We start from the raw sequence: 22,232 nt of genomic DNA on the forward strand, positions 1-22,232 counted from the left end.
TGAGGGCCCTTCTGTGTTTTTGTAGGTGACGTTAGTTCGCCATCAGGTTCGGCAGGATCGTCACAATTGACGGGAAGAACCACAAGAGCGCCAATCCAAACACTTGGATCAAAACAAATGGCGTCACGCCTTTGTAGATATGTCGCGTTGTGACACTCGCCGGAGCAACACCGCGCAGATAGAACAGCGCAAAGCCAAAGGGCGGTGTTAGGAACGAAGTCTGCAGGTTCACTGCGATCATTATCGTGACCCATTTCGGATCAAAGGTGCCGCCATAGATGATTGGTCCAACGATTGGGATCACAATGTAGATGATCTCGAGGAAGTCGAGCACAAAGCCCAGCACAAACAGCACCAGCATCACGATCAAGAAGACTGTGAATTCGTTGTCAAACGAGCGCAGGAATTGCTGGATGTAATGCTCACCCCCAAAGGAGATCACCACCAGGTTCAAGATCTGCGAACCGATCAGGATGGTGAAAACCATCGAGGTCACTTTCGCTGTTTCTCGCACGACAGGAGATAGCACCGATTTTTGGTACAGAACCCAGCAGCTGTAGAGAATGCCAAACATCGCAAATAGATAGGCACCATAGGCCACAAGGAAGGCCAGCCATGTTTCCACCCCTGCGCTTTCGTGGCTGTAGCGCAGATCGAAGTTCACACCCACAAGCAGCATCACAACGATCGCAAAAGCGGCCTGAAGGATGATCTTACCGGATTGGTCGTCCTCACGCAGTTTCCGGTATGCCGCCAAGAGGATCGCGCCCCCGGCCCCAAGCGCAGCCGCTGGGGTTGGGTTTGTAATGCCACCCAGGATCGAACCCAGAACCGCGACGATCAGAACCAAAGGTGGGAAAACCACCCGCAGTAGATCATTACGTCCCAAAAGGGTCGCGGCATATTTCGCGCCATAAAGCGCTGCTACCATTGGCAAGGCCATCAGAACCAATGCTGTACCCGGTGTGCTGGTTGGCGTAACCCAGATTGCATTCACAAGCAGGGTCAACAGGACACCCAGACCACCAATCAGCAATGGTCGCGTGTCGGCTGTTGGTGCAACACCGCGCGCTGTTGTCATCAACAGAGCTAGCATGACCATGGCAATCGCCAGACCAGAACCGATTGGCGCTGCCGCGTCAACCATCTCTGCAAAAACAGATGCACGCTCTTCTTCGGTCAGTTCGCGGCTTTCAGCAACGCCACCATCGGCATCGATTTGAGCTTGCTGCGCGATGGCCGCATCCCAAGCCTCTTGGCCGTGCAGATCAATCATTGACGCCTGACATTGCTCACTGACGCCTGTGCGTAGGCTTGCAACCTGACCCGCATCCGTAAAGCTATCGACAATGATCTTTTGTGATCCAACCACATTGGCCGAAGACAGCAGGATCAGGCCACCAATCAGCACAACAGGTGCTGCTGCGAACCAGACCAGACGCTCGTTACGTGTGACAACGTCGTCGCCTTTGCTTTCAAAGGAAACTGCTGGTGCTTTAGACGGGTTCAGCAGCGCATAGCCAAAGGCGTAAAGTGCATAGAGTACCGCCAACATGATCCCCGGCAACAGCGCCGCTTGGAACAACGTGCCGACAGAAACAACCGCAGGCTTGCCCAGATAGGTCAATGCATCGGTACAGCCCGCCAGTTGTGCGCGGCTTTCTTGCGCAGTGGAATAGAGATCCCCTGCCAAAGTGCCTAGCAGAACAATCACAATCGACGGAGGAATGATCTGACCCAACGTCCCCGAGGCTGCAATCACACCAGTCGCCAGTTCAGGCGAATAGTTATTGCGCAGCATGGTTGGCAACGACAGCAGGCCCATGGTCACCACTGTTGCGCCGACGATACCTGTGGAGGCTGCCAAGAAAGCACCAACCACAACAACCGATACAGCCAAACCACCCGGCAACGGGCCAAAGACCCGCGCCATTGTTGTCAGCAGGTCGTTTGCAATCTTAGACCGTTCAAGCGTGATGCCCATCAGAACAAACATCAGAACCGCCAGCAGTGTTTCGATCGATTGTCCTGCCAGAACGCGTTCGTTGATCCGGTTCACAACAAAGGAAAGGTTGCGATCTAGTGCTGTTTCCCAGCCTGATACAAAGACCGGTTCGGCAATTGTCGGCAGATCAGGATATCTGAATATCGAGATCTTATCGGCATTCACGCCGTCTGAAATCAGAGCGTTATAAGCGTTCGATCCAGTATCGATCGCTTGGTGAATTAGTAGGCCTGCGCTGTCGAGCGCCGCAATGATGCCAAAGGCAATGATGCCCGCACCACCGATGGCAAAAGCCACCGGAAATCCTGATAGAATACCCCCAAAGAGGCACAGGAAGACGATAATCAGGCCGATTTCGACCCCATCAAGTCCGAATAACATGGTTTCTGTCCCTTACCTCAGTGTGTGCCTTCGTAGGCTTCTTCACCTTCGCCGAGCGTGTCTCGGTCAAGGTATTTGCCTTCGCTTTCTGGGCCTTCAACCAGCTCAAGGTAGGAGCGGTAGAAAAAGGCCACGGCCTGCAAAAAGATCATGCCAGCAAAGGCGATCAGCAGGATTTTGAATAGGAAGTAAGCGCTAAAGCCGTTGGGGGAAAAGCCGATGGTTTCCACGTTCCAACGCAGTGCGCGGGATTTTAAGAGCAGCCGCTCCAATTGATCAGAGGCAGATGGCTTAGGCACGATCAAATGGCGCCACAGGAAGAACCAGCCGTACATCCAGGTCAAAACAGCCACAGGCATCATGAACAATAGTGAGCCCAGCATATCGATGATCTTCTTGGCCTTGCGTGACACGCCGCCATAGATCAAATCAACACGTACATGGCTGCCTTGAACAAAGGTATAGGTCGCACAAAGAGCGACAATCATGGCGTTGTAGAGCTTCAGTTCTTCTGACCACCAGCTGATGTCAAATTGGACCGGAATGCCAAAGCCAAACACCAGATCTGGCCGGGTGAAAATACGCTGCATAAAGACAATGATGATCTGTTGCAGAACCATCAATAGACCTGCCCAGGCCACAAAGCGCCCAACGGTATTGGCGATACCTTCTAGGACGCGCACTACGCCCCAAAGGAGTTGTCGTTTCCAGATACCAACAATGGTGATCACCAAAAGCAGGCTGAAGATGGCAAAGAAAAGCTCAACAGATCCACCGTAGTAGATGAACCGCATAATTGCTTCTTTGTTGCCCCAGTCGAGCCATAGGGATGGATGGGTGATTGCGTAGCCGATGTTGTAGAAAGCCAAAGCTATATTCTGGAGAGTCCAGAATACACCTTCCCCGATGGCAGACATAATCTGCCCAAAGCTGGCCGTGCCAGTGTCTTGCATGATTTCCCCCTGAAACCTTAGTCGATCCGATCCCCCTTGTTGGGTTCACTGTCTACCGGATCGAAAAATGGCCCCGCATTGCGGGACCATTTAAGAACGATGTTTGGTTAGCCGCCCAAGACGCGGTCGCGCTGTGCGACGAACACGGCTTCGGATTGGCTGATCCAACCGGATGTAGAACCACGTGACGCTTCCGCAGAGTTACGGATTTTCGCGAAGAGTTCATCATCCATGTAGCTGTCCATGACTTCGGTGGAGGCACGACCGAAGGCGTCCCAGATACCGTCGTTGAACTGCAGAACCTTAACGCCAGCAGACTTCAGACGCTGCAGCGCTGGACCGTGGTTCGAGATGAACAGTGACAGGTTGTCAGAGTTGGTCACAGAAGCTGCAGTTTCGATTGCAGTCTGATGTGCCGGAGACAGGTCTTCAAAGACGTCACGGTTTGTGGCCAGCGCCAAAGCAACGCCCGGCTCGTGGAAACCAGAAGCGTAGTAGAACTTTGTGATTTCTTGGAAGCCAGCTTTTTCATCAGCCCATGGGCCGATCCACTCTGTCGCGTCCAGCGCACCGGAAGCCAGCGCTTGGTACACTTCGCCACCAGGGATCGCTTGAACGGATGCGCCCAACTTACCCATTGCCTGACCGCCTAGGCCCGGCATACGCAGTTTCAGACCTTGGAAGTCTGCTTCAGAGTTAATTTCTTTGCGATACCAGCCGCCCGCTTGCGTACCAGTGTTACCTGCAAGGAAAGTTTTCAGACCAAAGATCTGACCCAACTCGTCGTGCAGCTCTTTACCGCCACCATGAGTATACCAGATGTTGGTTTCAGTGGATGTCAGACCAAATGGGACACCAGTGAAGTATGCATAGGCTGGGTGCTGGTTCAGGAAGTAGTATTCCGCAGCGTGGTACATATCGGCTTGACCGGAAGATACCGCGTCAAACACTTCAAACGCGCCAACCAATTCGCCAGCCGCTTTGATATCAACTGTCAGCTGACCATCTGTCAGTGCGCTGATCAGATCAGCACTTTGCTGTGCAGCATCAAAAACGCCCGCCAGACCGCGACCCCATGAGGTCACCATGGTCAGTGTGCGTTTACCCTGTGCATAAGCAGGTGCCGCCAGAGTTGCAGCACCGGTACCGGCCAAAGCAGAGGTTTTCAAAAAAGAACGACGATCCATAAGGTTCCTCCCAATTATGAATGCCCATCCATCCCCTTTCGAACAGATGTGCGGATCGTTTCGAGTGTTCAAACCCTAGCTTTGCACTGCTTTCGTTGAAATACCGACAACTACGTAGCAAAGCTGGAAAACCGAAATTTTAAAAACGCAAATGTTGGTATTGGATATATTATTTGTCCAATTTCGACCTTTATTGACGTAATTCTCTATTTTCTGGCTATGAATCGGGCAGCAGACGTCCTATTCGAATCAAATATGGGAGCTTTTGTTCAAAATTTGCGCTTATCCTACGGGCAGAAACTGTTTCTGCTTGCGACGCTCCCATTGATCCTGGCCGTGGCTGCGATCTCGATCATTGTGGCCAATCAATCGCGCGCTTTGGCAGACCGCGAGATCCGGCAGCTCGAAAGTCAGTTGATTGAAGCCAAAAAAGACGAGCTGAAAAACTACCTTACGCTGGCGCGAAATGCCTTCATCAATATCTACGGACGCGCAGGGCCGGATGACGCTGAAGCACAGGTGCTGGTGAGTCAGATTTTGGCCTCCATGCTTTATGGCAATGAAGGATACTTTTTTGTCTTTGACTATGATGGCACCAATTTGGTCAGCCCGCGTCAGACCTTTTTGATTAATAAAAACTGGACTGGCCTGCAGGATCAAAATGAAGTGCCCATCACTGATGAGCTGATCCGAATTGCGCGTTCTGGCGGTGGCTATCATACTTATGACTGGCCCAAACCCAGTACCAATGAACCTGCCCGCATGATTGCCTATGTGAATGGGCTTCAGGATTGGGAATGGGTGATCGGTACGGGCGTATTTATCGACGATATTCTGGCCTCTGTTGCCGCCGCTCGTGCCCAAGTGGAAGCGCGGGTGCAGCGCACCTTTGTTTATATCGGCGGCATCACACTTGCCGCAGTGCTGTTGGTGTTCGCCTCTGGCATGGTGATCAATATTCGTGAACGCCGTCTTGCAGATGCAAAACTGAAAAAACTGACTCAACGGGTATTTGACGCCCAAGAAGAAGAACGCGGCCGCGTGGCGAGAGAGCTTCATGATGGCATTTCGCAGATCTTGGTTGGGGTTAGATATGCACTCGATAGCGCGCGCCGACGTGTGAAGGTTGGAGATAATCGCGCGGAGGACACCTTGGAGCGCGGGATGGACCATCTCAACACGGCCATTCACGAAGTCCGCCGCATTTCCAGAGACTTACGACCGGGTGTGCTGGATGATCTGGGCCTCGGCCCTGCCCTCCGCGCCCTAACAGAAGATTTCAGCGAGCGTACAAATATCGAAACTGAATTTGAAACCGTCGTGTTTCGAAACCGGTTGAACCCGGATGCGAAGTTTTCGTTGTACCGGATCGCCCAAGAAGCTCTGACTAATATCGAGCGTCATTCCGGGGCCACAAAGGTTTCGATCGATCTGCGCGGTCACAAACGTGGCGCAACGATGCGGATCAGCGACAATGGCAAGGGCTTTGCCCAGAACCGGTCAATCAAAGAACCTGTAGGCGGGCTTGGCCTGCGCAATATGCAAGAACGCGTGGAACAACTGAACGGCAACCTGCGGATCTTTTCCAGCAAATCTGGTACAGTGATCGTAGCTGAGGTGCCGCTGAGTAATATTCTGCCTGCCGAACAAGACGGCGGCAAACGGAAGGAGACCAATGCATGAGTGACAAAATCTCTGTGGTCATTGTGGACGACCACCCGATGGTCGCCGAAGGCGTGCTATCAATCCTCGAAAGCTATGACGATATCGAGGTGCGCGAAACGCTGACCTCTGGCGCGGAAGCAGTGGCTTATCTAAAGACCCACTCTGTTGATGTTGTGCTCATGGATTTGAATATGCCTGATATTGGCGGGTTGGCAGCGACCGAGATGATTTTGGAATGTAAGCCGCATATGCGCATTTTGATCCTCTCAATGCACGACAGCCCTGAATATATCTCTACTGCTCTCAGCCATGGCGCGCGTGGATACGTTCTCAAGGATGTGCCGACCGAAGAAATCAAAACTGCGATTGATACGGTGATGCGGGGCGATCGTTACCTTTGCACCGGGGCGAAAGGCTCGCTTGAGCCGATCGAAGAAGGTGAACGTGAAATTCTGACCAGTCGAGAGCAGACTGTTTTGCTGCAGCTCGCGCAGGGCAAATCCAACAAAGAAGTCGCAATCGAGCTCAACATCTCGGTGCGCACGGTGGAGACCCATCGCAAGAATATCAAACGCAAACTTGGCATAACATCAACAGCTGGGCTGACTCGTTATGCCATGGAGCACGGCGTGTTGCATCAGACAGGTCTGCAAAGCTGACTTAAATAGGGTGATTTTTGCAAAAGAAACCCATCTGCCGGCGGTTTGCGCAATATTCGGAAAGATTTTTTGCCATCACAGGTCATTAAATTCACTTTTTGCCTGTTGACGCCCTTTGTCTGGCCTCATAATGTCCCCCGCAACGCAAGAAGGACCTGACGCATGTTAGAACTCGTCGTCATTCTAGAATTTAGGCGCATGGGCCGGTAACGGTAATCCAGAATTGATCCCATGCGCCCTCGAAATTCTCGAGGGCTTTTTTGTAGGCATAACGTTGCAAGTGGAGAAAAAGATGACACGCAACATGACCGGCGCGAAAATGGTAGTTCAGGCTCTGAAGGATCAGGGTGTGGACACGGTCTTTGGCTATCCCGGCGGCGCGGTGCTTCCGATTTACGACGAAATTTTTCAGCAAAATGACATTCGCCACATTCTGGTGCGTCACGAGCAAGGCGCGGTGCACGCCGCAGAAGGCTATGCTCGCTCCACCGGTAAAGTGGGCGTTGCTCTGGTGACATCAGGTCCGGGTGCCACAAATGCTGTGACTGGCCTGACTGATGCGCTGCTGGACTCGATCCCAATCGTGGTCATCTCTGGGCAGGTTCCGACCTTTATGATCGGCTCTGACGCGTTCCAAGAAGCGGATACTGTTGGCATCACCCGTCCTTGTACGAAACACAACTGGCTGGCCAAAGACACGGACAAACTGTCTGAGACCCTGCATCAGGCGTTCCATGTGGCACGTTCTGGTCGTCCGGGTCCGGTGCTGATCGACATTCCAAAAGATACGCAGTTCGCCAGCGGTGAGTATACCGAGATGCGTGCGGCAAAGGTTGACCACTATCAGCCACAACTGAAAGGTGACATCACCGAGATCACCGAACTCGTTGAATTGATGGAACAAGCTGAACGTCCGGTTTTCTATACCGGTGGCGGCGTGATCAACTCTGGCGATGCGGCGACGCAGTTGCTGCGCGAGCTGGTGCAGACCACAAATTTCCCGATTACGTCCACATTGATGGGCCTTGGCGCCTACCCTGCGTCCGGTGAAAACTGGCTGGGTATGCTTGGCATGCACGGTCTGTATGAAGCCAATATGGCAATGCATGACTGCGATTTGATGATCAACGTTGGTGCGCGCTTTGATGACCGGATTACCGGTCTGATTTCGGCCTTCTCGCCGAACTCCAAAAAAGCGCATATCGACATTGATCCAAGCTCGATCAACAAAGTGATCCGCGTGGATGTGCCAATTGTTGGTGACATTGCACATGTTCTGGAAGACTTGCTGAAAGTCTGGAAAGCCCGTGGTCGCAAGACCAACAAAGAAGGTTTGCAGAAATGGCACGCGCAGATCGCACAGTGGAAAGCGGTGCGGTGCCTGGACTTCAAGCAAGAAGGCAAAACCATCAAGCCACAATATGCACTGTCGCGCCTTGAGGCTTTGACCAAAGACATGGATCGCTATGTCACAACTGAAGTTGGTCAGCACCAGATGTGGGCTGCTCAGTATTTGGGCTTTGAGGATCCAAACCGTTGGATGACCTCAGGTGGTCTGGGCACCATGGGCTATGGTTTTCCGGCTTCGATTGGTGTGCAAATGGCGCATCCAGACAGCCTTGTCATCAACGTGGCCGGTGAAGCGTCATGGTTGATGAACATGCAGGAAATGGGCACCGCGGTACAATTCCGTCTGCCAGTAAAGCAGTTCATCCTGAACAACGAACGTCTGGGCATGGTGCGCCAGTGGCAGGAATTGCTGCACGGTGAACGCTATAGCCACTCTTGGTCCGAGGCCCTGCCCGACTTTGTGAAGCTCGCTGAGGCCTTTGGCGCCAAAGGCATTCTGTGTTCTGATCCTGATGATCTGGACGATGCGATCATGGAAATGATCAACCACGACGGTCCGGTGATTTTCGACTGTCTGGTGGAAAAACACGAAAACTGCTTCCCGATGATCCCATCAGGCAAGCCGCATAACGAAATGCTTCTGGGCGACGCCTCCACTGAGGGTGCGATCGAATCCGGCGGCGCGGTTCTGGTGTAAGGAGAGAAATCATGGCTGCTTTGAAAATCAAAAAAGGCTCCACGAGTCATTCCGCTTACAACCTGCGCCCGGATTTTTCGGATGTGATTGAAAGCCACACGCTGGCTGTGGTTGTGGACAACGAACCTGGTGTGCTTGCACGCGTCGTTGGCCTCTTCTCGGGTCGAGGCTATAACATTGAAAGCCTGACAGTGGCCGAAGTGGATCACAACGGTCACCAGTCTCGCATCACCATTGTGACCACCGGGACACCGCAGGTGATTGAACAGATCAAGGCGCAACTGGGCCGCATCGTGCCTGTTCATGAAGTGCACGATCTTACGGTTGAAGGGCCTTCTGTCGAACGCGAGCTGGGCCTGTTCAAGGTTGCGGGTGAAGGCGACAAACGTGTCGAGGCCATGCGTCTTGCAGACATCTTCCGCGCCAACGTTGTGGATTCAACGCTGAACAGTTTTGTGTTTGAAATCACAGGGACACCTGAAAAGATCGATGCATTTGCGGATCTGATGCGCCCATTGGGCTTGCAGGAAGTGGCCCGCACCGGCGTTGCAGCCCTATCGCGTGGCGCACTTTAAAATCGACATAATCGTGTTTGATTAAGGGGGCTTAGGCCCCCTTTTTCATGTTTTGATCAAGGCGTATATGTGCCAGCTTGCATGTCCTAAGACTGGCAAAACAATAAAGAGCCCTAAAAATCCGGGCAGCATCGCCAGAAATAACAAGATTGCTATCAATAGCCCCCAAATCACCATTGGAAAGATATTGGCGCTGACGGTTTGAAAGCTTGTGATCATGGCCGTGACAAAATCTACCTCTCGATCCAGTAACAGCGGGATCGAAATCACGACCAGCATGTACAGTAGTAAGGCAAAAGCTGCCCCGACGGCCGTGCCAAACGCCAGCATCATTAATCCATTGGTGGTGAAATAGACTGCAAAGCTTGTTGAAATATTGGTCATGGTCGATAGGCCCAGAAATAGGGCAAAAATCATATGGGCCAAAAAGAACCAAAAGAGAAAAACGATGATGATCACAGCGCACAGTGAGGGCAGTTGTCGCCGCCCCTGATCCAGCACCACACCAAATATCCGGCGTGGCGATGGTAAACGGCCCAATTGCCGTTGATGGGACGCTTCATACAACCCCGTGGCGGCAAATGGCCCGAGCAATGGAAACCCGATCGCTGCGAAAACCAACCAATAGCTTTGCCCTGTCTCCCATGTGATCCAAGTGATGAACCATCCACCGATAAAATAGACCAACGCAAAACTCAGCCCATAGATCGGCAGGGCTCGAAAATCCTGCAGCCCCAGTTTCAGCGCGTCTTTTAGGGTGGAAAACTCCACGGCGCCCAACTCGGGCACCCCCATCGGTTTGCCACCTTCTGATACGGATGGCGTCCCAGGTGCCTCGTTCATACAACTCCTCCAGTGTATGTTCGCGCAGCCCTATCAAACGCAAAAGCGCCCCGCATTGCAAGCGAGGCGCGTCTTTATTTCATTGTATTAGAGCGTATGAACCTATGAAGTCATTCGCCTTGGGCATCCGCCCGGCTTTTGCCTGCAACATTCATTGCCAAGGTCGCGGCCATCAAACCATCCAAATCCCCGTCCAAGACACCCTTGGTGTCCGAGGTTTCGTGGTTGGTCCGCAGGTCTTTCACCATCTGGTAGGGCTGCAAAACATATGACCGGATTTGGTTGCCCCAGCCTGCATCACCTTTGTTTTCGTGCGCTTCGTTAATCGCAGCGTTCCGGCGATCCAACTCCTGTTGATAAAGGCGTGACTTCAACGCTTTCATCGCAATGTCGCGGTTCTGGTGCTGAGACTTTTCAGAAGAGGTCACAACGATCCCTGTTGGGATGTGCGTGATCCGAACTGCCGAGTCGGTGGTGTTCACGTGCTGACCGCCAGCCCCTGATGAACGGTATGTATCGATGCGAATGTCTGAAGGGTTCACTTCGATTTCGATATTGTCATCGACCACTGGGTAAACCCAAACAGAACTAAACGACGTATGGCGCTTTGCAGCACTGTCGTAAGGCGAGATGCGTACCAAACGGTGCACACCGCTTTCAGACTTCAACCAGCCATAGGCATTGTGCCCTGAAATTTTATAAGCCGCAGACTTAATGCCTGCTTCTTCGCCTGCGGTTTGCGATTGCAATTCAACCGTATAGCCGCGTTTCTCAGCCCAACGAACATACATACGCGCCAGCATCGACGCCCAGTCGCAGCTTTCCGTACCACCAGCACCAGAGTTGATTTCAAGGAAGGTATCGTTGCTGTCAGCCTCACCATCCAGTAGCGCTTCAAGCTCTTTCTCAGCAGCCGTTTCCTTCAGCGCAAAAATCGCCTGTTCCGCGTCTTTCACGACTTCGTCGTCTTCTTCCATCTCACCGAGTTCAATCATCTCGATGTTGTCAGAAAGGTCTGTCGCCAAGGCTTTGACGCCGTCGATAGCATCCACCAGCAACTGACGATCACGCATCAGTTTTTGTGCAGCCTCTGCATCATCCCAAAGGTTTGGATCTTCCACACGCGCATTAAATTCTTCCAGACGGAATTCAGCGGTTTCCCAGTTCAGACGTTGCTTCAAGAGGTCGATGGACTTCTCGATCTCGGTCACTGTGTTTTGAACTTCTGCGCGCATCGGAGGCCCCGGTATTGTTATGAATTAGGGTGATAGACCACCCATCAAAGACGAGCAAGAGGCACAGGCAGGCTCACCCTACGCGCGCCTGAAAATAAAGCTGAATTGTCAGTAAAGCCCGCCAGAGCTTAATGTGCCAAAGGAAGCATCTGGTCCAACAATTGTGGTTTCACCGGTCGATGTTGTCACCGCTTGGCCACCTGAATTGGCGCTTTCATAAAGCGGTAGGTTGGAGCCCATGGCAAAACCACCATCAAAGCTGACACCAAAGATCGGTTCTTCACCCAAGCGGAAGTATTCAGCCACAACGCTGTCGCCGCTGGCCTCACTTGGCAGGCGCGAACCTGTGAAACGATCAATTTTGATGAATTGACCACCGGGCGGCACGCGGAATTTACCAGCGCCATATTTCTTGATCGCGGCACTCATGAATTCCTGAAACACAGGCCCGCAGGTATTGCCACCAAATGTACCACGACCCAGAGGGCGCGGTTGGTCATGGCCGATGTAGCAGCCTGCGACCATTGTGTTGGTGAAACCCACAAACCAAACATCGCGCGCTTCGTTGGTTGTCCCTGTCTTGCCGGCCACCGGAACAGGCAAGTTGATTGCGCTTGCCGCGGTTCCGCGATCGACAACGCCACGCATCATGGACGTCAGCTGATAGGCTGTGATCGCATCCATAACCCGTTCGCGGTTTGATGTGATCTTAGGGGCCTTATCAATGGAAATGCCCGGTTCTGCGCATTCCACACAGTCACGCTGATCATGGCGATAAATGGTCTTGCCGAAACGGTCTTGAACGCGGTCCACGAGCGTTGGCTCAACGCGTTCGCCCCCGTTGGCAAACATTGCGTAGGCTGAAACCATGTTAAACAGAGTGGTTTCTTCTGAGCCCAAAGAGTTCGCCAGATACAACCCCATGTCATCGTAGACACCAAAGCGGCGGGCGTAGTCGCCAACAACTTCCATGCCAACTTCCTGCGCCAATCGAATGGTCATAAGGTTCCGAGATTGCTCGATCCCGGTGCGCAGCGGGGTTGGACCATAGAACTTATTAGAGGAGTTCCGAGGGCGCCACAGTCCCTGCGGCGTGTTGATCTCAATCGGTGCGTCAATAACGATGGTTGCGGGTGAATAGCCGCTATCCAGCGCTGATGCGTACACAAAGGGTTTAAAGCTAGAGCCTGGCTGGCGCTGCGCTTGGGTCGCGCGGTTAAAGACGGAATGCTGGTAGGAAAACCCACCCTGCATGGCAATGACACGGCCGTTGTTCACGTCCATCGCCATAAAGCCACCCTGCACTTCTGGCACCTGCCGTAGCGTCCAGCGGATAAAACTGCCATCGCTGTCTTTGGTCATTGCACGGACAAGCACGACATCACCTTCAGTCAGCAAGTCACCTGCAACGCGTGCTTTGCGGCCCAGATTGCCGTCCTCAAGCCGTTTGCGCGCCCAAGTGACGTCTTTTGCGGTGATGAAATGCCCATCTTCGTCATCTGCGACGGTTTCAATGCCAATGCGCGCATCATTTGTGCCAACGGTTAAGACAACTGCGGGGTACCATTGACCATCAGCTTTGACATCGCGCGAGACACTAACGTTCCGTAGGGCATCGCGCCATGCGGCTTCATCCCCAAGAACTTCGGCAGGCAGCGTCTTCCCTGTCCCACGCCATACGCCTTGCGAACGGTCATAACGCTCTAGCGCATGTTGTAGCGCAACGGCTGCAACATCTTGAAGTTCTGGATCAAAAGTGGCGCGTACAGCCATACCACCGGTAAAGAATTCTTCTTCGCCGAAATCGCGGCTCAGTTGGCGGCGGATTTCATCCGTGAAGTAATCCCTTGAAGGTAAAGCAGATTTAAAGCTTTCATAATCCCCTGCTTGGACTGAAAGCAAAGGTTGAGCTATCGCTGTTTCATATGAGATATCAGTTAGATACCCATTTTCCTTCATTTCACGTAAAACGAAGTTGCGACGGTTGATTGCAGTCTCGCGGTGGCGTACCGGATGTAGGTTTGATGGCTTTTTAGGCAGCGTTGCCAGGTAGGCCGCCTCATGCGGTTGCAACTCTGCGAGCGTCTTATTGAAATAGGTCTGCGCTGCCGCAGCAACCCCATAAGAGTTCTGACCCAAGAAAATCTCGTTCAGGTACAGTTCGAGGATCTTCTCTTTGTCCAAAACCCCTTCAACACGGTTGGACAGGATCAATTCCTTGATTTTGCGTTCAGCGGACCGATCGCCAGACAACAGGAAGTTCTTCATCACCTGCTGCGTAATGGTTGAGGCCCCGCGCAAACGCCCGCCTTGCGCGGCTTCAATAGCTGCCGCGACCATGCCGCGGGCATCATAGCCCTTGTGTTGATAAAAGTTCTTATCTTCGGCAGAAATAAACGCCCGTTTAACCAAGTCTGGAATTTCTTCTGCGGGCACAAACAAACGGCGTTCGCGCGCGAATTCGTCGATGATTTTACCTTCACCGGAATAAATACGGCTGATCGTAGGCGGTCGGTACTGCGCCAAAGCCTCATGGCTTGGCAGATCCTGCCCGTAGACATAGAAAACTGCGCCAATTGAAATGGCTACCAAAGCAATGCCCATAGTTATGAGCGTGAAAAGGCTACCAAAAAAGGACAAGATAAAGCGTATCACCGGGGCCCCCGCGTCGTGTCGTAAACTCTATACTGTGTCACCCATGGTGGGTCAAAACACTTGGTGGTGAAATTCGGGCGAAAATTCGCTGCCTTTTCCCCCTATCAGCAATCGCATCTTACTGGCGGATCAGATCACGGGCGGCTTTATCAGCGATGACCCAGGCTTGTAGCCCATCCCGAATGCCTTCCGCCAATCTGCTACGCCATTGAGAATCAAGCAGATTTTGAAGATCCCGCTCAGAAGACATAAAGCCCGCTTCAATTAAGACCGATGGGATATCAGCTGCTTTGAGCACTGAAAACCCCGCCTGGCGGTAGGGCTTCTTATTCAATTCACCAACAGTGCCTTGCATCCCTAAAACCATGGCCTGCGCGAGCCGCTCGGTTCGAGGCTCCGTTTCTTGGCGCACGAGGTCCAACAAAACATTGGCAATCAAATCATCCGTGCCTGTCAAATCAAGGCCTGCCAAGACATCGGCACGATCATGACGTTCTGCCAGATATTGAGAGGCCGCATCACTTGCTTCCTCAGAAAGAGTGTAAACCGTGGCCCCTTGCGCGTTGCCCTGCTGTACGGTGTCAGCATGCAACGAGATGAATATATCCGCACCCACTTCATGCGCCTTGGCAACACGCGCCTCAAGCGACACAAAGACATCTTCGTTGCGGGTCATCACCACTTCAAAGCCCCCTGCACGGCGCAGGATATCGCGCAGCTCACGCGCGAAAGTCAGCATCAATGCCTTTTCCTGAACACCGCCGCGCTCTGCGCCCGGGTCGATGCCACCATGGCCCGGATCAAGAACAACCACGGTTGGCGCCCAATCGGGCTTTGGTTCTTTGGCGACAACCTCAACCGAAGGCGATGGAAGGTCCCAACGTGGATCATAAGGCGCACCGGATTTTTCACGGTAGATATCCGCATCGGTTGCAAACATTTTGACCGTCAAATGTGCTTTACTGGTCGTCGGGTCGATTTTCATCGCGGCAGTCTCAATCGCCATCGGTGAGTTCAGATCCGCAACCAATCGGCTCCAGCCCGGACGAAAACCGCCAACACGCACGCTTGCGATCTTATTGCTGTTTAGCAAGTCATTGCCCGTCACACCGGTCCAATCGATTTCTCGAAAATCAATCACCAAACGGCGTGGGTCATCTAAAGTAAAGATGCGCCACGGCACCCCTTGGGATAAAGCCAGATCGATTTGCACCGCTCTGCGCCCTTGATCGATAATTTCGCTGCTCTCTAGATCGATCCGCGCAAGAGCGCTAAACGATTGGGATTGCGCGAGCGAGGCCGACACACAGGCAAAAAGCAGAACGCAGCACAGACTGTAAATCTTTGAACAGGTCACCAGAAAGGTTTGAAATCTTTTGCTCATTTCTGCTCGGCTTTTGTTATGTTGGCTGTTTTTTACCACTCTAACCTGTCGTGATATCTCAAGAAACCGCCTTCTTTGTCAGATCGGCGAAGAAGTGCTTCACAAAGCAGCGAACAGCGTCAATCGCGCTTGAGTTCGGCGCTGATTTCCGTCCTAGTGTGCCCATGACGTCTTTTGTTCAAAACCTATTTTCAGCTCGGCAACGTTTTATCGTGGTTCCGTTGCTTGCGGTGTTTTTATTGGTTCAGGCCAATGTGGCCAAAGCTGTGACCCTCTTGCGTGACCCAGATATTGAATATGCATTGCAGCAAATTGCTTTGCCGATCTTAAATGCGGCGGGCCTAGGGAATTCTGTGAAAATTCTTGTGGTTAACGACAGCTCTTTGAATGCCTTTGTCATCGACCACAAACACATCTTTATCCATTCTGGCCTGGTCATGCGGATGAATTCGCCCGATATGTTGCGCGCCGTCATTGCGCATGAGGCTGCTCATATCGCCAATGGGCATTTGGCGCGGCGGCAACAGAACGTCGGGACTGCAAAAACCGTTGCTGGCCTAGGCATTGCGCTTTCCGCTTTGGCGGGCGCTGTTTCAGGCAATGCAGAGGCCGCCGCTGGCGCGGCTCTTGGTATTTCGAGTTCCAGTCGTCGAGTGTTTCTTTCCCACACCCGCGCCGAAGAAGCCTCTGCTGATAGTTCGGGTCTGAATTATATGGTGCGTTCCGGCGCGGATACGCAGGGCGCGGTTGATGTGTTTGAAATCTTCCGAGGCCAGGAACTTTTAACGCCGGGTCGTCAAGATCCATATGTGCGCTCACATCCCTTGTCGCGTGATCGGTTGCGTACCGCAAAGTCAACAGCACAGGCCCATGCGGGTAAGGCGAAAAAAGATGCGGCTGCGATCTATTGGTTTGGCCGTGCACAGGGCAAGCTTTCGGCCTTTCTGCGCAATCCAAAGTGGACAAAGCGCACTTTAAAAAATAGCCCTAGCGAAGATGTGCGCCTGATGCGGCAGGCGATCGTTTTCCATCGTCAATCCAATTCTAAAAAGGCGATTGCTACGCTTGATAAAGCCATCGCAATGCGTCCTAAAGATCCGTTTTTTCATGAGCTGCGCGGGCAGTTCCTGATTGAAAGTCGGCAGGCCAAGGCGGCGGCTGCTTCTTACAAACGCTGTGTAGATATTGCCCCCAATAATGCCTTGTGTCTGGGAAGCTATGGACGCGCCTTGTTGGCAGCGGGCCAAACGAAAACTGCATTGCGCGCTTTGGAGCGGGCCCGAAGCATTGATTTTCGGGACGGCCGGATCTTGCGGGATTTGGCTTCAGCCTATGCGAAATCAGGAAATGGTGGCATGGCGGCTGTGGCCTCTGCCGAAAGATACGCCTTGCAGGGGCGGATGAAAGATGCAGGTATTCAGGCCAAACGGGGCGCTGGATTGCTGCCCGAAGGATCGAGCGGCTGGCGCCGAGCACAAGACATAATTTTAGCAGCGAAACGCGCCGAGAAAAAGAAATAACAGGAGCAACTGACATGAAAACCCCTCTATTAGCGGCCGCTTTTGCAGCGTTGACCCTGCCCGCTCATGCATTGGATTTAGATCAAATGACCGCCGAAGAGCGGGCCATTTTCCGTGAAGAAGTCCGAGCTTACTTACTTGATAACCCCGAAGTCATTATGGAGGCTGTCGCTGTTCTGGAGCAGCGCCAAGCGGCCGGACAAGCTGCAGAGGATATTCAGTTGGTGGCAGTGAATGCTGAAGACATTTTCAACGATGGGTACAGCTACGTCGGTGGCAACCCGGATGGCGATATCACGCTTGTTGAATTTGTCGATTACCGCTGTGGCTATTGCCGCCGCGCCCATGATGAAGTGAAAGAGCTGCTGGCCAGTGATGGCAATATTCGCATGATCGTGAAGGAATTTCCGATCCTTGGGGAAGCCTCTGACCAAAGCTCTCGTTTTGCTATTGCGGTGAAACAACTGGTAGGTGGGGAAGCCTATGCAGCAGCGGGTGATGCGCTGATTTCTATGCGTTCTGATGCCAATGAAAAGACCCTGAAACGTTTGGCAAAATCTTTGGGTTTGGATGGCGATGCCATTATTGCCCATATGAATTCCGATGAAGTGAGCAAAGAGATTGCGCAGACCCGCGCCCTTGCGCAGCGATTGCAAATCACCGGCACGCCGACTTTTGTGGTGCAAGACGATATGCTACGGGGCTACCTGCCGCTGGCTGATATGCGCCAGCTTGTTGCGCAGAAACGCGGCTGAGCTTAACGCTTAACTATTAAACAGAAAACGGCGGAGAGATCCGCCGTTTTTCATTTTTACTTAATGCGTTAAATAAGCTCTTTAAGGAGTGTTCAGTTTCCGGATGAAACCGACTGCGCCGCTGCGACGGCCACAAAATCCGCTAAGGCCTGATCTCCAGACAAGTCTGCCACTGGGAACGCCCCTTCGACCTCTTCGATACCAATCGGCAGGTTGCGTACAACAGACGTCCCTGCTCCTGCTGGACCGCGAATTTCACCTTTGAGTTTGAAATAGATCGATCCAGACATGCCCGCTTGCAGCGTTGGAGTTAGTTCGGTCTTTGGCACGATGAACTCGTCGCCGGCATTCATTGTGTTTTCAAACAGGATCGATCCATCAGCAGCGCGCACCCGAACCCAGGCTGGGCGCACCGCGAACATGACAACCTCTGGATCTGCCTCTTCCAGAACTTGAGGCACCACAGGTGCTGCAGTGACAGTGGATTCTGCAATGGCCAACGCCGGAGTTTCAGACACGAAGGTGCCTACGGAATGTGGATTGAGCGTGGAGATCGGTGCATCGCGTGCTGTCAGAACTGGTACGTTCAAAGCTTGTGGGCGATACAATCGATCCAGCTGCGTTTCAGGTGGTGTGAACACACCGCTGCCATCCGCAACCTGTTCTGGTTGGCGTGCAGCCTCTGCAAGTGGATCAAGATCGGACAACACGACAGGCGTTTGCTCTACAGGCGCGAGGCTGACACGCTGCACTTCGTTAAGCACGCTCCAACCGCCATAGCCAATGCCAACGATCAGGCCCAGTAAGACAAGAGATGACCCAATAGCGCGCGGTTCAATGCGCGCAAGAATGGATTCCTGTGCTGGAATGAAAGGAGTCGCAGGTGTCGCAAACGGATCGCGATTTGCACCAGCGATTGCGGCAACTTCGGGTTTGCGGGTATCTGAAGCCTCTGCGGACATGCCGTGAGCGGTTTGAAAACCACTTTCTCGGCAGAATTTCGCAAAGGTTTCATCCGGATCCATGTTCAAATAGCGCGCATAAGACCGCACATATCCGGCGATGAAACCCTGAGTTTCAAAGGCAGTAGGATCACAGTTTTCGATGGCTGCAATATAGGAGGCTTTGATCCGTAGATCGCGCTGAATATCCAACAGGGACTTGCCCAACGTGGCACGCTCGCCACGCATTTCATCCCCTAGTCGAAAATCAAAGTCGTCAAATCCTTTGGGCCCTTCTTCGGTAGCCTCGGATTTGCGCCACTTGCGCCTGATCATACGTTAGCCTCACTGTAAATCAGCTCGAGTTATGTCCCCGATTCGAGCTGTCCCCACTCTATTGAGACTATATTAACACAGGGCAAGTTAATTTGCACCTTACAGGGAGTTAACCCGCAAGTTCGGCGCGATTCAGCGCACAATGGGACCAAAGTTCATCCATTGCCTTCACCAACGCATCAATCTCTTTCGGACCGTGCACCGGAGACGGTGTGAAACGCAGGCGTTCAGTGCCGCGTGGAACGGTCGGGAAGTTGATCGGTTGCACGTAAATGCCATGCTCTTCCAGCAGCATATCGCTTAGCTTTTTGGTGTGCACAGGGTTGCCAACAATCACAGGAACAATGTGTGTGCCGTGATCGATGATCGGCAGACCCAAACCTTTTAGACGCATCTTGAGGATTTTCGCCTGCAATTGGTGCTGGTCACGGATCGTCTGATCTTGCTTCAGATGAGCGATCGACGCGGCTGCCCCTGCAGCTACGGAAGGTGGCAAAGATGTCGTAAAGATAAAGCCCGGCGCATATGAACGAATGGCATCACACATTTTTTCGCTGGCTGCGATATAGCCACCGTGTACGCCAAAAGCCTTACCTAGTGTGCCGTTGATGATGTCCAGTCGATCTGTCAGCCCGTCGCGTTCGGAAACACCGCCACCACGTGGGCCATACATGCCAACCGCGTGTACCTCATCCAAATAAGTCAGCGCGCCAAATTCATCGGCGAGGTCACATATTTCTGCAATCGGACCAATGTCGCCATCCATGGAATAGACTGATTCAAAGGCGATCATTTTAGGCGCAGCCGGATCGTCTGCTTCCAACAGGGCGCGCAGGTGATCAAGATCATTGTGACGGAAGACGCGTTTTTCGCCACCGTGCCGGCGAATGCCTTCGATCATGGACGCGTGGTTCAGCTCATCTGAATAGATGATCAGCCCCGGAAACAACTTTGGCAAAGTGGACAGCGTTGCATCATTCGCGATGTAGGCGCTGGTGAACAGCAATGCAGATTCTTTTTGGTGCAGATCCGCAAGCTCAGCTTCCAAACGTTTGTGATAAACCGTTGTGCCAGAGATATTGCGCGTTCCGCCGGATCCTGCGCCTGTTGCATCAAGCGCTTCATGCATCGCGTCCAGCACAACCGGGTGCTGCCCCATGCCAAGGTAGTCATTGCCACACCACACAGTGATCGGCTGTTGCGTGCCATCTGGTTTGTTCCAGGTTGCATGCGGGAACTGACCCTTTTTACGTTCAATATCAATGAACGTGCGGTACCGGCCTTCTTCGTGAAGGCTGTTCAATGCAACATCGAGCTTGGCGGAATAGTCCATTCCGATCCTCCGGTTTGCTGGCGCGCAGCTTGCGACCCGTGATCATCCGACAGATTCGTATCGGTGACGAGGTTTAGTTAGATGCTGGATATAATGCGCGTTTTCCTTTGTGACCAGAATACATTTTGCCCCTCGCGACACTTTGATCCAGATCAAGGGTTCTGGACAGTGACGATCAGGCTGATAGGTTTCCAAAAACTAACACATATCTCCTGAAAGAAACATAAATGACTCTGGACAATGTACTCGCTCGGATTGACGCCGAGATGCCTGCGGCCACGGACCGTCTGCTTGAGCTTTTGCGCATCAAGTCGATCTCGACCGATCCGGCCTTCAAGGCCGAGTGTGACAAGGCCGCAGATTGGCTGGTTGCGGATTTGAATTCCTTTGGCATTGCTGCTGAAAAACGTTCAACACCGGGCCACCCAATGGTGGTCGGCCACGTTGACGGGCCAGAAGGCGCAGACGCGCCGCATGTGCTGTTTTATGGCCATTACGACGTGCAACCGGTGGATCCGCTGGAACTATGGGACAACGACCCTTTTGCGCCAGCCATCGAAGAGACAGCAAACGGTCCAGTGATCCGTGGGCGCGGGTCTTCTGATGACAAAGGTCAACTTATGACCTTTGTTGAAGCCTGCCGTGCCTGGAAGGCCGAACATGGCGCCCTGCCCTGCAAGATCACTTTCTTTTTCGAAGGCGAAGAAGAATGCGGCTCACCGTCATTGGTGCCCTTTATGAAGGAAAACGCTGCAGAGCTGACCTCTGACATTGCGTTGATCTGTGACACCGGCCTCTTTCAGTCCAAAACACCGGCGATCATTACCTCGCTGCGCGGGCTTTTGGGCGAAGAGCTGACCGTTAAGGCGGCCAACAAGGACCTTCACTCTGGCATGTTTGGCGGTGTATCCATGAACCCGATCCGTGTGCTGTCCAAAGCGCTGGCCGGTTTGCATGATGAGACAGGCCGCGTGACCTTGCCAGGGTTCTATGATGGCGTACATGAGTTGCCAGCAGAGCTTGCAGCGCAATGGAAAGCGCTGAACTTTGATCACAAAGCCTTTTTGGGTGACGTTGATCTGTCTGAACCCGCGGGTGAGCAAGGCTATACGCCGCTTGAAATGATCTGGTCGCGTCCAACTTGCGAAGTGAATGGTATTCTTGGCGGATATACTGGCGAAGGGTTCAAAACCGTCTTGCCTGCAGAAGCCTCTGCAAAGGTGTCGTTCCGTCTTGTTGGCGATCAGGACCCATTGAAAATCCGCGAGGCCTTCCGCGCTTATATTGAAAGCTGCCTGCCAGTGGATTGCACTGTTGAATTCACAGGCTACGGCGCAGCAGGCGGATCCAATATGTCCACGGACCATCCGGCGTTTGAACAGGCCCGTTTGGCCCTGTCTGACGAATGGCCTGAAGCAGCGGCTTTTGCTGGCTGTGGTGGTTCCATTCCAATTTCTGGTCACTTCAAACAGATTGTTGGCACCAACTCGATGTTGATTGGCTTTGCCAAAGACGACGATCAAATCCACTCGCCAAACGAGAAATACGACGTGGAAAGCTTCCACAAAGGCATCCGCAGCTGGGCCCGCATCTTGGAAGCGATGTCTCGCGGCTGATTTGGTTGATAAATAACAAGCGCGCCCAGCTCACCAAGTTGGGCGTGCATCTCTTTGATTTCATGTTTGGAATCGGAAAACTGGGTCAGATGAAAAATTCTTTTCAAGAATATGACATTTGCCTCTTGCACCCTACCGCTGC

At 52.8% G+C, this 22,232-nt stretch carries 16 protein-coding genes; 7 read left to right on the forward strand and 9 right to left on the reverse strand.

The features are described 5' to 3' along the window. Positions 1-31: 31 nt before the first annotated feature. The 3 genes from JXQ85_RS04850 to JXQ85_RS04860 all read right to left on the reverse strand — a co-directional run bounded on the left by JXQ85_RS04850 (position 32) and on the right by JXQ85_RS04860 (position 4,526). Complete coding sequence (locus tag JXQ85_RS04850) at positions 32-2,386, reverse strand: TRAP transporter large permease (RefSeq protein WP_421747759.1); 2,355 nt, start codon at positions 2,384-2,386, stop codon at positions 32-34. 17 nt (positions 2,387-2,403) lie between these two features. Continuing rightward, complete coding sequence (locus JXQ85_RS04855; protein WP_421749031.1) at positions 2,404-3,303, reverse strand: TRAP transporter small permease subunit; 900 nt, start codon at positions 3,301-3,303, stop codon at positions 2,404-2,406. Between the two features lie 143 nt (positions 3,304-3,446). Next, on the reverse strand, positions 3,447-4,526 hold the full coding sequence (locus JXQ85_RS04860; RefSeq protein WP_421747760.1) for a TRAP transporter substrate-binding protein: 1,080 nt from the start codon (positions 4,524-4,526) through the stop codon (positions 3,447-3,449). A gap of 255 nt (positions 4,527-4,781) precedes the next feature. Here JXQ85_RS04860 and JXQ85_RS04865 point away from each other — a divergent pair, with 255 nt between their 5' ends. From JXQ85_RS04865 to ilvN, 4 genes are all read left to right on the forward strand, one after another. Next, positions 4,782-6,209 (forward strand): cache domain-containing protein, encoded by a 1,428-nt coding sequence (locus JXQ85_RS04865; protein ID WP_421747761.1) that lies wholly within the window; start codon positions 4,782-4,784, stop codon positions 6,207-6,209. Next, entirely contained in the window at positions 6,206-6,850 is a 645-nt protein-coding gene (locus JXQ85_RS04870) for a response regulator (protein WP_421747762.1), read from the forward strand. Before JXQ85_RS04865 ends, JXQ85_RS04870 begins: the two co-directional genes overlap by 4 nt. A gap of 292 nt (positions 6,851-7,142) precedes the next feature. Next, a complete protein-coding gene (locus JXQ85_RS04875; protein WP_421747763.1) occupies positions 7,143-8,897 on the forward strand; it encodes an acetolactate synthase 3 large subunit in 1,755 nt (584 codons plus the stop codon). An 11-nt stretch (positions 8,898-8,908) separates the two neighbouring features. Next, complete coding sequence (gene ilvN, locus JXQ85_RS04880) at positions 8,909-9,472, forward strand: acetolactate synthase small subunit (protein WP_421747764.1); 564 nt, start codon at positions 8,909-8,911, stop codon at positions 9,470-9,472. A 45-nt stretch (positions 9,473-9,517) separates the two neighbouring features. On the opposite strand, the gene JXQ85_RS04885 is transcribed toward ilvN, so the two are convergent. The 4 genes from JXQ85_RS04885 to JXQ85_RS04900 form a co-directional block, all read right to left on the reverse strand. Further along, positions 9,518-10,315 carry a DUF2189 domain-containing protein gene (locus JXQ85_RS04885; protein WP_421747765.1) on the reverse strand — a complete coding sequence of 266 codons (798 nt, stop codon included), beginning with the start codon at positions 10,313-10,315 and terminating at the stop codon, positions 9,518-9,520. Between the two features lie 110 nt (positions 10,316-10,425). Then, positions 10,426-11,550, reverse strand: coding sequence for a peptide chain release factor 2 (prfB, locus tag JXQ85_RS04890; RefSeq protein WP_421747766.1), 1,125 nt, complete (start codon positions 11,548-11,550; stop codon positions 10,426-10,428). Between the two features lie 108 nt (positions 11,551-11,658). Beyond that, positions 11,659-14,205 (reverse strand): penicillin-binding protein 1A, encoded by a 2,547-nt coding sequence (locus JXQ85_RS04895; protein WP_421747767.1) that lies wholly within the window; start codon positions 14,203-14,205, stop codon positions 11,659-11,661. 118 nt (positions 14,206-14,323) lie between these two features. Beyond that, positions 14,324-15,589, reverse strand: a complete 1,266-nt coding sequence (locus JXQ85_RS04900) for an N-acetylmuramoyl-L-alanine amidase (RefSeq protein WP_421747768.1) — start codon at positions 15,587-15,589, stop codon at positions 14,324-14,326. A gap of 164 nt (positions 15,590-15,753) precedes the next feature. Here JXQ85_RS04900 and JXQ85_RS04905 point away from each other — a divergent pair, with 164 nt between their 5' ends. Then, a complete protein-coding gene (locus JXQ85_RS04905) occupies positions 15,754-17,109 on the forward strand; it encodes a M48 family metalloprotease (RefSeq protein ID WP_421747769.1) in 1,356 nt (451 codons plus the stop codon). Between the two features lie 14 nt (positions 17,110-17,123). Further along, the gene (locus JXQ85_RS04910; protein WP_421747770.1) at positions 17,124-17,864 is read left to right on the forward strand and encodes a DsbA family protein; all 741 of its coding nucleotides are present in this window, start codon (positions 17,124-17,126) and stop codon (positions 17,862-17,864) included. A 92-nt stretch (positions 17,865-17,956) separates the two neighbouring features. Here JXQ85_RS04910 and JXQ85_RS04915 read toward each other — a convergent pair whose 3' ends face one another. Continuing rightward, complete coding sequence (locus tag JXQ85_RS04915; protein WP_421747771.1) at positions 17,957-19,141, reverse strand: helix-turn-helix domain-containing protein; 1,185 nt, start codon at positions 19,139-19,141, stop codon at positions 17,957-17,959. 109 nt (positions 19,142-19,250) lie between these two features. After that, entirely contained in the window at positions 19,251-20,474 is a 1,224-nt protein-coding gene (hemA, locus tag JXQ85_RS04920) for a 5-aminolevulinate synthase (protein WP_421747772.1), read from the reverse strand. 227 nt (positions 20,475-20,701) lie between these two features. On the opposite strand from hemA, the gene JXQ85_RS04925 reads away from it, so the two are divergent. Beyond that, the gene (locus tag JXQ85_RS04925; protein WP_421747773.1) at positions 20,702-22,090 is read left to right on the forward strand and encodes a M20/M25/M40 family metallo-hydrolase; all 1,389 of its coding nucleotides are present in this window, start codon (positions 20,702-20,704) and stop codon (positions 22,088-22,090) included. Positions 22,091-22,232 lie beyond the last annotated feature (142 nt).

Source organism: Cognatishimia sp., assembly GCF_049116455.1.
Taxonomy (GTDB): domain Bacteria; phylum Pseudomonadota; class Alphaproteobacteria; order Rhodobacterales; family Rhodobacteraceae; genus Cognatishimia.

Excerpts from the sequence above, each read along its gene's own strand:
- JXQ85_RS04850 (WP_421747759.1), bottom strand. The coding sequence starts at position 2,386 with ATGTTATTCGGACTTGATGGGGTCGAAATCGGCCTGATTATCGTCTTC.
- JXQ85_RS04855 (WP_421749031.1), bottom strand. The coding sequence starts at position 3,303 with ATGTCTGCCATCGGGGAAGGTGTATTCTGGACTCTCCAGAATATAGCT.
- JXQ85_RS04860 (WP_421747760.1), bottom strand. The coding sequence starts at position 4,526 with ATGGATCGTCGTTCTTTTTTGAAAACCTCTGCTTTGGCCGGTACCGGT.
- JXQ85_RS04865 (WP_421747761.1), top strand. The coding sequence starts at position 4,782 with ATGGGAGCTTTTGTTCAAAATTTGCGCTTATCCTACGGGCAGAAACTG.
- JXQ85_RS04870 (WP_421747762.1), top strand. The coding sequence starts at position 6,206 with ATGAGTGACAAAATCTCTGTGGTCATTGTGGACGACCACCCGATGGTC.
- JXQ85_RS04875 (WP_421747763.1), top strand. The coding sequence starts at position 7,143 with ATGACACGCAACATGACCGGCGCGAAAATGGTAGTTCAGGCTCTGAAG.
- ilvN (WP_421747764.1), top strand. The coding sequence starts at position 8,909 with ATGGCTGCTTTGAAAATCAAAAAAGGCTCCACGAGTCATTCCGCTTAC.
- JXQ85_RS04885 (WP_421747765.1), bottom strand. The coding sequence starts at position 10,315 with ATGAACGAGGCACCTGGGACGCCATCCGTATCAGAAGGTGGCAAACCG.
- prfB (WP_421747766.1), bottom strand. The coding sequence starts at position 11,550 with ATGCGCGCAGAAGTTCAAAACACAGTGACCGAGATCGAGAAGTCCATC.
- JXQ85_RS04900 (WP_421747768.1), bottom strand. The coding sequence starts at position 15,589 with ATGAGCAAAAGATTTCAAACCTTTCTGGTGACCTGTTCAAAGATTTAC.
- JXQ85_RS04905 (WP_421747769.1), top strand. The coding sequence starts at position 15,754 with ATGACGTCTTTTGTTCAAAACCTATTTTCAGCTCGGCAACGTTTTATC.
- JXQ85_RS04910 (WP_421747770.1), top strand. The coding sequence starts at position 17,124 with ATGAAAACCCCTCTATTAGCGGCCGCTTTTGCAGCGTTGACCCTGCCC.
- JXQ85_RS04915 (WP_421747771.1), bottom strand. The coding sequence starts at position 19,141 with ATGATCAGGCGCAAGTGGCGCAAATCCGAGGCTACCGAAGAAGGGCCC.
- hemA (WP_421747772.1), bottom strand. The coding sequence starts at position 20,474 with ATGGACTATTCCGCCAAGCTCGATGTTGCATTGAACAGCCTTCACGAA.
- JXQ85_RS04925 (WP_421747773.1), top strand. The coding sequence starts at position 20,702 with ATGACTCTGGACAATGTACTCGCTCGGATTGACGCCGAGATGCCTGCG.